Source organism: Pseudoalteromonas arabiensis, from assembly GCF_001550155.1.
Classification (GTDB): Bacteria; Pseudomonadota; Gammaproteobacteria; order Enterobacterales; family Alteromonadaceae; genus Pseudoalteromonas; species Pseudoalteromonas arabiensis.
Window position 1 is genome coordinate 110,795 of record NZ_LRUF01000021.1, and the last position, 13,927, is coordinate 124,721.

9 protein-coding genes are annotated in these 13,927 nt (G+C 41.0%); 7 read left to right on the forward strand and 2 right to left on the reverse strand.

Translation table 11 applies throughout. The features are described 5' to 3' along the window. Window positions 1-34: 34 nt before the first annotated feature. The 5 genes from PAARA_RS10140 to PAARA_RS10160 all read left to right on the forward strand — a co-directional run bounded on the left by PAARA_RS10140 (window position 35) and on the right by PAARA_RS10160 (window position 7,610). The gene (locus PAARA_RS10140; RefSeq protein WP_420806957.1) at window positions 35-1,909 is read left to right on the forward strand and encodes an alpha-amylase family glycosyl hydrolase; all 1,875 of its coding nucleotides are present in this window, start codon (window positions 35-37) and stop codon (window positions 1,907-1,909) included. Next, complete coding sequence (locus PAARA_RS10145; RefSeq protein ID WP_062568925.1) at window positions 1,902-3,389, forward strand: MFS transporter; 1,488 nt, start codon at window positions 1,902-1,904, stop codon at window positions 3,387-3,389. Before PAARA_RS10140 ends, PAARA_RS10145 begins: the two co-directional genes overlap by 8 nt. Before the next feature lie 9 nt (window positions 3,390-3,398). Then, a complete protein-coding gene (locus tag PAARA_RS10150) occupies window positions 3,399-5,798 on the forward strand; it encodes a glucan 1,4-alpha-glucosidase (protein ID WP_062568926.1) in 2,400 nt (799 codons plus the stop codon). Window positions 5,799-5,982: 184 nt separating this feature from the next. Then, window positions 5,983-6,564, forward strand: coding sequence for a DUF1287 domain-containing protein (locus PAARA_RS10155; protein ID WP_062568927.1), 582 nt, complete (start codon window positions 5,983-5,985; stop codon window positions 6,562-6,564). 125 nt (window positions 6,565-6,689) lie between these two features. Next, entirely contained in the window at window positions 6,690-7,610 is a 921-nt protein-coding gene (locus PAARA_RS10160) for a hypothetical protein (protein ID WP_062568928.1), read from the forward strand. 63 nt (window positions 7,611-7,673) lie between these two features. Here PAARA_RS10160 and PAARA_RS10165 read toward each other — a convergent pair whose 3' ends face one another. Then, on the reverse strand, window positions 7,674-9,860 hold the full coding sequence (locus PAARA_RS10165; RefSeq protein ID WP_062568929.1) for an OsmC domain/YcaO domain-containing protein: 2,187 nt from the start codon (window positions 9,858-9,860) through the stop codon (window positions 7,674-7,676). Between the two features lie 203 nt (window positions 9,861-10,063). Continuing rightward, window positions 10,064-11,083, reverse strand: coding sequence for a LacI family DNA-binding transcriptional regulator (locus tag PAARA_RS10170; protein WP_062568930.1), 1,020 nt, complete (start codon window positions 11,081-11,083; stop codon window positions 10,064-10,066). A gap of 427 nt (window positions 11,084-11,510) precedes the next feature. Here PAARA_RS10170 and glk point away from each other — a divergent pair, with 427 nt between their 5' ends. Together glk and PAARA_RS10180 are read left to right on the forward strand one after the other, a co-directional pair. Further along, on the forward strand, window positions 11,511-12,509 hold the full coding sequence (glk, locus tag PAARA_RS10175; protein WP_062568931.1) for a glucokinase: 999 nt from the start codon (window positions 11,511-11,513) through the stop codon (window positions 12,507-12,509). A 25-nt stretch (window positions 12,510-12,534) separates the two neighbouring features. Beyond that, window positions 12,535-13,548 carry a LacI family DNA-binding transcriptional regulator gene (locus tag PAARA_RS10180; RefSeq protein WP_062568932.1) on the forward strand — a complete coding sequence of 338 codons (1,014 nt, stop codon included), beginning with the start codon at window positions 12,535-12,537 and terminating at the stop codon, window positions 13,546-13,548. Window positions 13,549-13,927: the final 379 nt, after the last annotated feature.

The window sequence follows — 13,927 nt, forward strand, 5'->3', positions numbered from 1 at the left end:
TATGAACTGATATTTACAGAAAAATGAAGTAATGATGACAACATATAAAATAACCGCGTTAGTCGTGGCATCGGTACTAGGTTTAACTGCCTGTGGTAACGATGCACCAGCAGAGCAGAACACACAAAAAACGCAATCTGAATCTAGCCAAGCCGCTATCTCTAAGCCTGTGGTATATCAAGTATTCACTCGATTATTTGGTAATACAAACACCACAAATAAACCCTGGGGCACATTAGAAGAAAACGGGGTAGGCAAATTCGCTGATTTTAATGATGCAGCATTACAAGGCATTAAAGAGCTAGGTACAACGCATGTTTGGTATACAGGTGTGCCGCGTCATGCTTTAGTAACTGACTATACAGAATACGGTTTGTCGCAAGATGACCCTGATGTTGTAAAAGGGCGTGCAGGCTCACCGTATGCGGTGAAAGATTATTACGATGTTAATCCTGATTTAGCAATTAATCCTGAGCGCCGCTTAGAGGAGTTTGTAGAGCTAATCAATCGTACTCATGAGCACGGTATGAAAGTTGTTATTGATATTGTGCCAAACCACGTAGCGCGTAACTATGAGTCAGTCGCCAAGCCTGAAGGCGTAAAGGATTTTGGTGCTGATGATGACACGACGAAAACCTATGCGCGCGATAATAATTTTTATTATGTAACAGGGCAGTCATTTCAAGTTCCCAGCAGTGATAGCTATCAAGTCTTAGGTGGTAATCCGCATCCACTTGCTGATAATCAGTTTGCTGAAACACCAGCAAAATGGACGGGCAATGGGGCACGTGCCGCTAAACCTGACATCAATGATTGGTACGAAACAGTTAAAATCAATTACGGTGTGAAACCAGATGGTAGTTATGATTTCCCGATGCTACCTGCTGATTACGCTGATAAAGATTACCGTGCGCACTACGCATTTTGGCAAGATAAAGACCTGCCAAATAGCTGGTATAAGTTTCGCGATATCGCACTATATTGGTTAGATAAAGGTGTCGATGGTTTTCGTTATGATATGGCTGAAATGGTGCCTGTTGAGTTCTGGAGCTTTTTAAACTCATCAATCAAGATGCAAAAAAGCGATGCCTTTATTCTAGCCGAGGTTTATAACCCAACGCTTTACCGTCCTTATATCGAGCAAGGTAAGATGGATTATCTGTACGACAAAGTCGGTTTTTACGACACGGTTAAAGCTGTGATGCAAGGTAAGCAACCAGCGGATACTATTTTCGATATTCAAAGCCAAGTGGCTGATATTGAAGAGCACATGCTGCACTTTTTAGAAAATCATGATGAGCAACGCATTGCTAGCCCAGATTTCGCGGGTAGCAGTGAAAAAGGCAAGCCAGCGATGGTGGTGTCTACCTTAATGTCGCGCTCGCCGACCTTACTCTATTTTGGTCAAGCTGTCGGTGAAGATGGCTCTGAGGACGGTGGTTTTGGCGACCCAACGCGTACCAGCATTTTCGATTATATGGGTGTACCTGCGCATCAAGCGTGGATGAATAATGGTAAATTCGATGGCGGTGCACTTTCAAAAGAGCAAGCTAACCTTCGCGCTTACTACACGAAGTTAATGTCATTAAACTCACTTCCTGCCATTGTCGGCGGTGACATGCAAGCGGTTGAATTGACCGGCTCAGAACAAGTCATTGCCTTTACGCGCAAGCTAGGTCAACAGCTGGTGCTTGTGGTAAGTAACTTTTCAGAAAACCCACAAAATGTTGAGCTTACTCTTAACCAAGCGTTGTTACCTAAGCTTAACCACAGTGGTTTAACGTTAACTGATAACCTCGAAAATCATGCTGACATTGTGATTTCTGAGGCAACAACGAATGCGCCAATTCAATTACAACTGAATGGCTTGAGCAGTGCAGTATTTACCTTAAAGGCTGACAATGAATAATAACAAACCAACGCTAAGCTTTTGGCAAATATGGAATATGTGCTTTGGGTTCCTTGGCATCCAATTTGGCTTTGCATTACAAAATGGTAATGTGAGCCGTATTTTTCAAACCCTAGGTGCGAATGTTGACGACATTCCAATCCTCTGGGTTGCTGCGCCACTAACAGGCCTTATTGTGCAGCCGATCATCGGTTATTGGAGCGATAAAACATGGAATAAGTTAGGTCGCCGCCGTCCATTCTTTTTCTATGGGGCTATTTTAACGACGTTATCGTTATTCATTATGCCTAACTCACCAAGCCTCTGGATTGCAGCGGGTATGTTATGGATCATGGATGCGTCAATTAACGTGACTATGGAGCCTTTCCGTGCCCTTGTGAGCGATAACCTGCCAAAAAAACAACGTCCAACAGGGTATGCGATGCAAAGCTTCTTCATTGGTGTTGGCGCGGTTGTAGCCTCTGCACTACCTTGGATGATGACTAACTGGTTCGATATTGCCAATACAGCACCTGCAGGGCAAATTCCTGACTCTGTGAAATTTTCGTTTTACTTTGGTGCCGTTGTGTTACTCGTCGCCGTTTTTTGGACCGTATTTACCACCAAAGAATATTCACCCCAAGAGCTTGAAAGCTTTCATGAACAAGAGCAGAGCGATGACTCAAACGATGTTCAAAGTGATGTAAACTTTAACAAAGGCGCTGCAATTTTTACGGTTCTTGGCCTTGTCGTTCTGGGTATTGTTACAGGCCTATCGCTTGAAAAAGAGCTTTATTTGCTTGCTGGTGGTTTGATTAGCTTTGGTGTTATTCAATTTATTGCTGGTGCTTTAAAAGCTAAAGACGCAACCAGTGGTGGCTTTTATCAAGTTGTGAATGATGTATTCACAATGCCTGAGGCAATGAAGCAATTGGCTTGGGTGCAATTTTTTAGCTGGTTCTCATTGTTTGCAATGTGGATTTATACCACCTCAGCGGTAACCAGTTTCCACTACGGCAGCAGTGATACAAGCTCTCTTGCTTACAATAACGGTGCGGACTGGGTTGGCGTATTATTTGCTGCTTACAATGGTTTTGCTGCCATTGCTGCAATGTGTATCCCGATCATCGTAAAAAAAGTAGGGCTTAAAATGGCCCATGCTATCAATCTTGTGTTAGGTGCATTAGGGCTGCTCAGCTTTATTATTATCAAAGATCCGAGTTTACTTATCTGGCCGATGATTGGTGTCGGTTTCGCTTGGGCATCAATTCTCTCTTTACCATACGCAATGTTAAGTACCTCAGTACCGAGTAAGAAAATGGGTGTGTACATGGGTATCTTTAACTTCTTTATTGTTATCCCGCAGCTTTTAGCGGCAAGCGTATTAGGCCTAATTTTGCGCCACTTTTTTGATAATCAACCGATTTATGCGTTAGTGCTAGGTGCAGTGTCATTCGTACTCGCAGCAATTGCTGTACTGCGCGTTAAGCAACAATACTAAGGACACACAATGAAAAAAATTAATCTCATTACAGCAAGCTTGTTAGCGTTAGGTTTAACTGCTTGTAGTTCAGAGCAATCAGTTAATACATCAGTTGAGCAGGTTTCTGCGCCAGGAGCGCCGGGTGTTGAGCCTTTTTGGGCATACTCTGGTAAAACAGGTATTGGTACATCATATGAGCAATACCAAGACGGCCACTATAGCGATACAGCTGCTACAGGCAAAGTATCAAAAGTTTGGTTTTCAATCGCGAAAGGCATGATCACAGAAACCATGTTTGGTTTAATTCACCAAGCACAAATCAAAGATATGCAGTTTGTTGTAGTCGGTAAAGACTTTACCGTAACAGAAAGTGATGATCTGGATGTAAGCATTGATTATTTATACAAAGACGACGCGGGTCGCCCATTATCGCTTGCTTATAAAGTAGTCAGTAAAGATAAACAAGGCCGTTTCACCCTAGAAAAACATATCTTCACTGATCCTAACGGTCAAACATTGTTTGTTCGTAGCGTATTTAATACAGATCTTGATGGTGTGAAAGCCTACGTTAATGTAAACCCTTATATTGATAACAATGGCTTAGATGACTTTGCAAAAGTGACCGACAAGGGTCTGGTTGCTTGGCAGGATGATAACTTTTTATCTTTACAAGCAGCTCAACCATTTAAGCAAGCAAGCGTTGGCTTTACGGGTGTAAGTGATGGCTTAAAAGAGTTAAAAGCATCGCAATCATTATCAACGACTTACCAAAATACGGGTGATAAGTCGGGCAATGTAAGCTTACTTGCAGAGCTTGGCGAAGTATCAAAGAACACCACTTTTGATTTAGCTTTAAGTTTTGGTAACTCTGAAGCTGCAAGTTTAAAAGAAGGTCAAGCAAGTTTAAACCAAGGCTACCAAAAAGTGCTTGCTGCCTATATCGGTGAGGGTGCTGCAATTGGTTGGCAAGACTACTTAGCAAGCCTTGAGCCTTTGAGCACATTATCTAATAGCACCGCTGATAATGGTAAGTTGCTCTACACCAGTGCCATGGTGTTAAAAGCGCAAGAAGATAAAACCCATGCCGGTGCTTTAATTGCGTCACTGTCTAACCCTTGGGGTGAAACAGTATCAGCTAAAACAGGTTCTACCGGTTATAAAGCGGTTTGGGTTCGTGATTTCTATCAAGTAGCAATGGCATTTATGGCCATGGGTGATACACGTACCGCCAAGACAGCGTTTGAATATCTAGAAAAAGTACAAGTAACAGATAATACACCAGGTAATGGTGGTGACACTGGGTGGTTCTTACAAAAGACGCACGTTGATGGTGAGCTTGAGTGGGTAGGTGTACAGCTTGACCAAACAGCAATGCCAATTATGCTTGCATGGAAACTACATCAAGCAGGCGTACTTAACGATCAAGAGCTGACAGATTGGTATGGCAAAATGTTAAAGCCAGCTGCTGATTTCTTGGTTGATGGTGGCCTTGCGAAAATTCTTTGGAACAACACGCAAGTTACACCACCCGCAACACAACAAGAGCGTTGGGAAGAACAAAATGGCTTCTCACCTTCAACAACTGCTGCGGTTGTTGCAGGCTTAGTGACAGCTGCTGATATTGCTAAAAAAGCAGGCGACACCAAAAATGCAGAGCGTTACCTAGCAACGGCTAAAACCTACAACAGTGAAATTGAAAGCACGATGTTTACGACTCAAGGTAACCTTAAGTCTGAAAACAGCGATGGCGAATATTTCATTCGTATTGGTCAAGACAAAGATCCAAACTCATCAACTACACTTAACGCTAATAATGGTCGTGAAGGCTTTGATAAAAAGCAAATCCTTGATGGTGGTTTCTTAGAGCTTGTACGTTATGGTGTTCGTGATGCACTTGCGCCTAGTATTGTAAAAACATTACCAGAGTATGATGACGAAACCTTAGTTGATAACCTGCAAGTACGTTACACCTTTAATTTTGCTGATGGGTCAGGTTCATACCCAGGCTACCGCCGCTATGGTAACGATGGTTACGGTGAAGATGAAGTGACAGGTAACAACTATGCCGAAGGTGGTAACAACACCCCTGGTCAACGTGGTCGTGTATGGCCGTTTTTCACAGGTGAGCGTGGTCACTATGAAATCGCTGCGGCAAACGCAACTAATAGCCTTGATGCAATGAAACAACAAGCAATTAAAGACACCTATGTAAAAGGCATGGAAGCATTTGCTAATGAAGGGATGATGTTACCTGAACAAGTTTGGGATGGGGTAGGTAACAATAAAGCAGGCTATCAGCTAGGTGAGGGTACAAACTCAGCCACACCGCTTGCTTGGACTCATGCTGAATACATCAAGTTACTTCGCTCAGTGAGCGACAAACAAGTATGGGATCATTACCCAGTTGTCGAAGACGCATTGAAGTAAGTTTTACTAACGCAGTAACACAAAAGCCACGGCACTCGCCGTGGCTTTTGTTTTTTAACATTGTTAACCTCTAAGGGGGGCATTATATATTCTTGGTAACTTGATTATTACTACTCTGTCTAGTATTGATTTAGCTAAAGAACTCCCAAATTAACTATGCTCGAACTTTTAAGGGATTAAATAAATGATTAGAACAGCATTGTTATTACCTACATTACTTGTATTTAACGTCAAAGCAGATGACTTTTATAGTCAACTTGTTCAAGCCGCTAAGGAGCGAACAAATCACTCCGTTATTTATGACGGAAGCTATAAAAGAATTGCTTATCCAAATGGTGATGTACCTGCCACTATTGGTGTGTGTACTGATGTCATAATTCGCAGTTATAGGGCACTCGGAACCGATTTACAAGTACTCGTTCATGAGGATATGCGTGATAACTTTACTTTATATCCATCAAACAGAATATGGGGTTTAACAAAGCCTGATTCAAATATTGATCACCGGCGTGTTCCTAACTTACAGCATTTCTTTAAACGACATGGGCATAGTTTGAATATAAGTGAAGACGCGAGCAATTATAGGGGGGGAGATATTGTCACTTGGATGCTGCCTGGCAACTTACCTCATATTGGAATAGTGACTGATGAACTGTCAAGAGATAAAAAAAGGCCACTGATTGTGCACAACATAGGGGCAGGGCCTGTACTCGAAGATATGTTATTTAGTTATAAAATAACAGGGCATTATCGTTATAAACCTTAACCGTTATAAATCTTAAACCCTAACATTTACACTGGGCTTCAATTACTTACAATTTTAATATACATTTAAGGTAACTGTTTGGACCTGTAATAGGTAGGTCTAATTTTAACTTCAAAGGGATTTATATGAAAACTGTTAGTATATTCATTGCCAGCTTTTTAGTGCTCTTTACGACGACTGCTTTTGCTTCACAGGAAGTTGTGATTGAGAAGTCTGATAAATTTACTGAACTGTCAAACGGCTTTAAGGTAAGTGTTAGAACTGGCCCTACAAAAAACGCCAAAATTTATGACTTTTCGACAAATAAAATAACAATCGCTGATGAGCATGGTGCGCCTTTTCAACGTTACTATTTGCAACTTGCCACAGCCGATAGAGAGTGGGCTAAGGAAATCGTTACGTTTGATGAAAAAACGAATGTAATTGACTTAAATGCACTACTTTTTGGTCAATTGATAGATACGTCGAAACTGAAAAAATTAGACTCAGCGCATGCTTTTTCTTTTTATAATCGCCTTGAACGTATTCTGTCGCAAGAATATGGCACATTTGAACAGGTGTACAAAGGTGGCCTTGCTGACTATCTCAATTATATGTCGATAGAGGCAGGTTTTGATAATTACATAGCAAGAACAGGTATAGCGGGAGATAAACTCACACAAGCACTCAAAGAAGTAAAAATGCCGCCTTTGGTTGAACATCAACAATTAATGACTGAGTTTATTAAAGCTGTAAATCAAAAGGACAAAACCTGGTTGTTGGCTCAACAAAGACCTAATTCTTCACAGCGAGACTCGGGAATTTATGCGCGTGGTTTAAACGTGCTGTTTGAGTACTTTGATAGAATCGGTAATCCTACAAAGTTTAACATTACACGAGAAACACAAGGCCGTTCTTTTGATCTTAATTCGAATAAATACTTTATTATTGAATTGCTTGAACATAAAGGCCGACGAGAAAAAATAGAGATGGAGTTTATGTTTGTGGATACTTATGGTGGTCGCTTTATCGCTGAATACGACATTACAGGTGTGCATTTTCGTTAAGTAACGTTTTTAAGTAAAGCAGAAAAGCCGCAGGTTACGAAAACGTGCGGCTTTGATATTTACTTACAGCCCCGCTTTTTTAGCGCGGGCAGCGTGTAGCTTTTTATAACTATCAATTAAACGCTGATGTCTATCTAAGCCTTCAAGCTTCATGCTGGTTTCTGTTAAGCCATAAAACACTACATCGCCGTTAATAGAACCGACCACAGCATCCATGGTGTCTTGACCAAACATACGAGTGAAGCTGTGAATGTAATCTTCAATCTCTAGATCATCGCTTAGTGCTACTTCTAATGTGGCGTGCATTGCTTGATAGAATAAACCACGTTCAACAATGGTGTTGTCGTTGTATTGTAAGAAGGCTTCAACTAGCTCCATCGCTGCTTCTAAATCACCAAGTGCTAGGTATATAAGTAGTTTTAGCTCAAGGATTGTTAATTGGCCCCACACTGTGTTTTCATCAAATTCAATACCGATTAAGGTGATGATATCAATGTAGTTATCAAGCTCACTTTGTTCTAGACGCTCAACGAGATTAGCAAGTTGATCTTCTGATAAGCGATGCAGATTTAAAATATCTTCGCGGAAGTTAAGCGCTTTATTAGTATTGTCCCAGATTAAGTCTTCTACAGGGTACACTTCTGAGTAATCAGGCACTAAAATGCGACACGCAGTACCAAGATCTGAGAACTCAGCAATGTAAGCTTCTTTGCCTAAGCTTTCTAAGATACCGAATAAGCTAGCTGTTTCTTCTTCATTGCTGCCAGAGAAATCCCATTCAACAAAATCATAATCGTGTTTAGCGCTGAAAAAGCGCCATGAGATAACACCTGTTGAATCAATAAAGTGCTCTACAAAGTTTTCAGGCTCAGAGACCGCCATGCTATTGAACGTTGGCTTAGGTACATCGTTTAAACCTTCAAAGCTTCTGCCTTGCAACAGTTCAGTTAAGCTGCGCTCTAAGGCAACTTCAAAACTTGGGTGCGCACCAAAAGAGGCAAATACACCGCCTGTTTTAGGGTTCATGAGTGTTACGCACATCACAGGGAACTGACCACCTAGCGAGGCATCTTTTACAACAATAGGGAAGCCTTGCTCTTCAAGCCCTCTAATACCCGCTACAATGCTTGGGTACTTGTTTAATACCGCTTCAGGTACATCTGGTAAAACAATTTCTTGCTCGATAATTTGGCGCTTAACGGCACGTTCAAAAATTTCAGATAAACATTGTACTTTTGCCTCGGCAAAGTTGTTACCTGCACTCATCCCATTACTTAAGAATAAGTTTTCGATAAGGTTTGAAGGGAAATAAACCGTTTCACCGTCTGACTGGCGTACATAAGGAATCGAACAAATACCACGCTCTTTATTACCAGAGTTGGTATCGATTAGGTGCGAGCCACAAAGCTCACCCTCTGGATTGTAAATTTCACGGGTATAATCGTCTAAAATGCCCTCAGGTAAAGAGTCATCATCAGTCAGTGCAAACCATTTTTCATTTGGGTAATGAACAAACTCACTATTGGCAATGTCTTCGCCTAAGAACTGATCGTTATAGAAGAAGTTACAGTTTAAGCGCTCAATAAATTCGCCTAAAGCGGAACATAGCGCGCTTTCTTTCGTTGCACCTTTACCATTGGTAAAACACATTGGTGACGCTGCATCGCGGATATGTAATGACCATACATTTGGTACAATATTTCGCCAAGAAGAGATCTCGATTTTCATCCCTAACTCTTCAAGGATAGCCGTCATATTAGCGATGGTTTTTTCAAGTGGTAAATCTTTACCTAAAATAAAGGTATTGTTTTCATCATCTGGTTTTGCCATCAGCATCGCTTGCGCGTCAGCTTCAATGCTTTCAACGGTATCGATCTTAAACTCAGGGCCTGTTTGAATGACGCGTTTTACTGTACAGCGTTCTACTGAGCGTAAAATACCCGTACGATCTTTCTCCGATAAGCTTTCTGGTAATTCAACCTGAATTTGAAAAATTTGGTTATAGCGGTCTTCAGGGTCAACAATGTTATTTTGTGCAACGCGAATACCATCAGTCGGGATATCACGTGAATTACAATACACTTTAATAAAGTAAGCCGCACACAACGCAGAAGACGCTAAGAAATAATCAAATGGGCTTGGCGCTGAGCCATCACCTTTGTAGCGAATAGGTTGGTCTGCAATGACAGAGAAGTCATCAAACTTGGCTTCAAGTCTGAGGTTGTCGAGAAAATTAACTTTAATTTCCATTAAAAAATTCCACCTTTGTGCGCGTTGCAGGCAAAAGCCGTAAACGGCCTTGCACTGCGTTTTCATCATAATAGGTGCAATTATCTGCTTTTTCGAAGTAATAGTCTTGGGTAAATCGAAAAAAAAGCCATTTTATTAGTTTATTGCTTTTAAAAGCTGCAATTTAGGGTGTAAATGCAGAGGAGCTATCGCTACATACTAACTTATACACTCGAGCCACGAATGATTAATCTTGGTGGGAGTAGGGTGCTCTCCACTTGTTCTCCGCGAATTAATTTAAGCAAGTTATCAACTAACATTTGCCCTGCTAAGGTCGTATCTTGCTGAATTGTGGTCAACGGAGGATTGACGAAATTAGCGATGGAAATGTTATCAAAGCCAACCACGTGAACATCATCAGGCACTTTAATTTTTGCTTCTTTTAAAGCGCGAATAGCACCAATGGCAATCAGGTCACTGGCGGCAAATAGTGAGTTAAAGCGAATGTTATTTGCTATAAGTGAACGGGTAGCATGATAGCCAGATTCTTCTGTAGAAATAGCATTCGCCATTTTTCGTTCGTTTAGCTTGATACCTTTATCCATAAAAGCATCTTTGAAACCTTGGTAGCGAGCAAAAAATTCAGGGCTGTGATCAGAGGCATCACCGATAAACGCACAATCGGTTCTGCCTGTTGCAAGCAGATGCTCTGCGGCAAGTTTACCGCCACCATAATTATCACAGCTCACAGTTAAGTCTGGGCGGTTATCAACACTGGCACCCCAGCATACGAACTTAGTATTTTGTTCAATAAGGGTTCTGAACTTAGGCTGGTAATCTAAGTAGTCACCATAGCCTAATAAGATCAGACCATCTGCACGGTGGCTATCTTCGTAGTCAGCTTGCCAATCTGAGCTACTTGATTGAAAAGACACAAGCAAATCATAGCCTTCTTTTGCACAGGCCCGGGTAATACTACCAAGCATTGCTAAAAAGAATGGGTTTATTTGTGATTCGTCTGATGTAGGGTCTTCAAATAACAAAAGCGCGAGGGTACTACTTTGCTGTGTTCTGAGGTTACTAGCGTTTTTATCTACTTTGTAATTAAGTTGTTTGGCGACTTCATGAACACGTCGGCGCGTTTCTTCATTAACCAAAGGGCTATTTCGAAGTGCTCGTGACACAGTTGACTGAGAAACACCTGCATAATGTGCGATGTCAAAAGATGTCGCTTTACCTTTCATAGGGTATTAATTCCAAAGCAATAGTGATGATTTGTAACGGCCATTTTCGGCTATTTAATATTTTTTTCAAGCTATTTGTGATAAGTCGTTTTTATCTGTAAATGATCAAGTTACAGAGTCATTTTTTGACGTAGCATCACAACGTTAAACGGGCTCAATAAGCAAGTACTTCGTTGTAAAATACGTATGCAAAGGCAAATATTTAAAATTTTTATTGATTCAATGCTGACACCGGTGTCATAATGTCGATGTTTTATCATTTTGTTGTCAAAACGTATTTGGCTGCCCATTCATTTGGGCAGCATTTTTTTAATACTAAAGATAGTTGCTTTGAGTTAATAACTCAAAGGTTATCTTGAACAGTGGCTTTGCCATTGAAAACTATAAAAATAAGCGGCAAACAGCTTAGACACATAGAGAAAACATAATGAACACACAGTCTAACACCGATTTTGATCCTATCCTTGTTGCCGATATTGGCGGCACAAATGCGCGCTTTGCTTTAATCATTGATTTTAATGAACATACAAATCAATTTGTCATTGAGCATAACCTTAAATTTCCAAGTGCAGATTTTGGTTCCCTAGAAAGTGCCATTGAGCACTATTTCAGTCAAATATCATATGCAAAGCCTAACAGAGCGTGCTTAGCCGTTGCAGGCCCAATTAAAGCAGGCCAAGTCCATTTAACTAATTTAGGTTGGCATTTTAGCGTTGAAAACCTAAAAACTAAATTTGCATTCACTCAGCTAGAAGTTATCAATGATTTTGCTGCATTTGCCTATGCAGCGCCTTATTTGGATGATTCACAAAACGTAGCTGTTAAAGCAGGGCAAGCAGACAACAATGCCAATATTGCCGTGATGGGGCCTGGCACAGGCTTTGGTGCTGCATGCTTGGTGCGTACTTCGCAAGGCAGCGCAGTACTTAGTTGTGAGGCGGGGCATATTACCCTTGCAGCGGTTACAGAGTTAGATCGCCAGTTAATCACCGAGCTTAAAAAGCAATTAAATCATGTGTCAGTAGAAACTGTTTTTTCGGGCCCAGGTATAGCGCATTTATATAAAGCGATGGCAGCCGTTAAAGGCGTTGCAGCAAAAAACCTTGATGCGGCACAAATCAGTGAGCTTGCAACGACAGGACAATGTGATATCTGCGATGCAACCCTTAATCAATTTTGTGATTGGATTGGCAGTGTTGCAGGTGATTTATCCCTTACATTTGGTGCTCTAGGTGGTGTATTTATTGGCGGTGGTATTTTACCTCGTATGCAACAACGCTTACTATCTAGCCGATTTGTTGAGCGCTTTGCAGACAAAGGCATTATGTCGCAATATACTTCACAGATACCTGTAACCTTGGTAACACAAGATAATATTCCGCTAGTTGGTGCTGCTGCGTGTTTACACGTTAGTAGTCGAGCTTAATTGGAGCGGACTGGATGATTATCGTATGAAAAAAGTAACCATTAATAGCGTCGCAAGCTACGCCGGTGTATCTAAAAAAACAGTGTCTCGCGTGCTCAACAATGAGCCTAACGTGAGTGATGCTACCCGAGAAAAAGTACTAAAAGTATTTAAAGAGCTAGATTACACACCAAACCCAATCGCCCGTGGCTTAGCGCAAAACCGCAGTTTTATTATTGGTTGCTTGTATGATAACCCAAGTAAAAGCTATATCACTCGCGTACAAACTGGTGCGCTAGCAGCATGCCATGACCATAATTACAATTTATTGATCCACCCATGTGAACTTCGTGGGCAAGACCTAATTAACAATATTGAACAACTTCTTCAAACATCGCGCTTAGATGGCATTGTATTAACGCCGCCATTTTCTGATTTTCCAGAGCTTGTCACTTTTTTAAAATCGAAAAAAATCCCTTATGCGCGCGTTGCATCTGCAGTTCTTGAAGATGATTCTATTTCTGTGCGCAGCAATGATGAGCAAGGTGCGTTTGAAATAACAGAGCATTTAATTAAATTAGGTCATAAAGAAATCGCTTTCATTAAAGGTCATCCAGATCACAGTGCGACAGAGCAGCGCTTTAAAGGTTATCGCCGTGCGCTTGCTTCTAATGGTATTGAATTTAATGAACGTTTAGTAGAAGAGGGTAACTTTAGTTATCACTCTGGTGTTGATAGTGCTCGTACAATTCTTGATTTAGAGCCGCGCCCAACGGCAGTCTTTGCATCAAACGATTATATGGCGGCTGCAGTACTTAAACTAGCAACACAAATGCAATTAAAAGTGCCTGATGATATCTCAATTGCCGGTTTTGATAATGCACCCATTGCACGTCATATTTGGCCTGGACTAACAACTATTGCGCAACCAGTTGAAGAAATGACCCACCAAGCGGTAACACAACTAATTAGTCATATTAGTGAGCCACAAGAAACACCTTATCAGGTAACGCTTGAAGCAAAACTAATTACTCGCGAGTCAACAGCTGCAATTAAATAAAATTCAATTTGTTTTTTTCACAGTAGCCCGAGATTGAGTGACGCTTTCTCGGGCTTTTTTTATGTAAATTCCTTCCTTGGTTGTTTTTATATAACCACCTGAATTTAAAGAGCTACATTGCTGTTTCTCAAAGTTAAAGTGGAACTTTAAACATAACTTGAGCATGAATTTTACTCATAGTTAGCTAAAATAATGTTGTTCATTATTTGGTCATTTAAAAAAATTAAACTAAATTTAACAGATAAGGTTGACACCGGTGTCACAGTCATGAGTTAATACAGTGACACCGGTGTCAGGTTGGTTGTGAGAGACAGCCTGTCAGCGTACCTTTGAACGGGTAAATCAAAGATGCTCAGTGCAATTATTTTCGTGGAGTCTG

Coding starts and splice junctions, on each gene's coding strand:
- glk (WP_062568931.1), top strand. CDS start 11,511: ATGAACACACAGTCTAACACCGATTTTGATCCTATCCTTGTTGCCGAT.
- PAARA_RS10140 (WP_420806957.1), top strand. CDS start 35: ATGACAACATATAAAATAACCGCGTTAGTCGTGGCATCGGTACTAGGT.
- PAARA_RS10170 (WP_062568930.1), bottom strand. CDS start 11,083: ATGAAAGGTAAAGCGACATCTTTTGACATCGCACATTATGCAGGTGTT.
- PAARA_RS10180 (WP_062568932.1), top strand. CDS start 12,535: ATGAAAAAAGTAACCATTAATAGCGTCGCAAGCTACGCCGGTGTATCT.
- PAARA_RS10160 (WP_062568928.1), top strand. CDS start 6,690: ATGAAAACTGTTAGTATATTCATTGCCAGCTTTTTAGTGCTCTTTACG.
- PAARA_RS10165 (WP_062568929.1), bottom strand. CDS start 9,860: ATGGAAATTAAAGTTAATTTTCTCGACAACCTCAGACTTGAAGCCAAG.
- PAARA_RS10145 (WP_062568925.1), top strand. CDS start 1,902: ATGAATAATAACAAACCAACGCTAAGCTTTTGGCAAATATGGAATATG.
- PAARA_RS10150 (WP_062568926.1), top strand. CDS start 3,399: ATGAAAAAAATTAATCTCATTACAGCAAGCTTGTTAGCGTTAGGTTTA.
- PAARA_RS10155 (WP_062568927.1), top strand. CDS start 5,983: ATGATTAGAACAGCATTGTTATTACCTACATTACTTGTATTTAACGTC.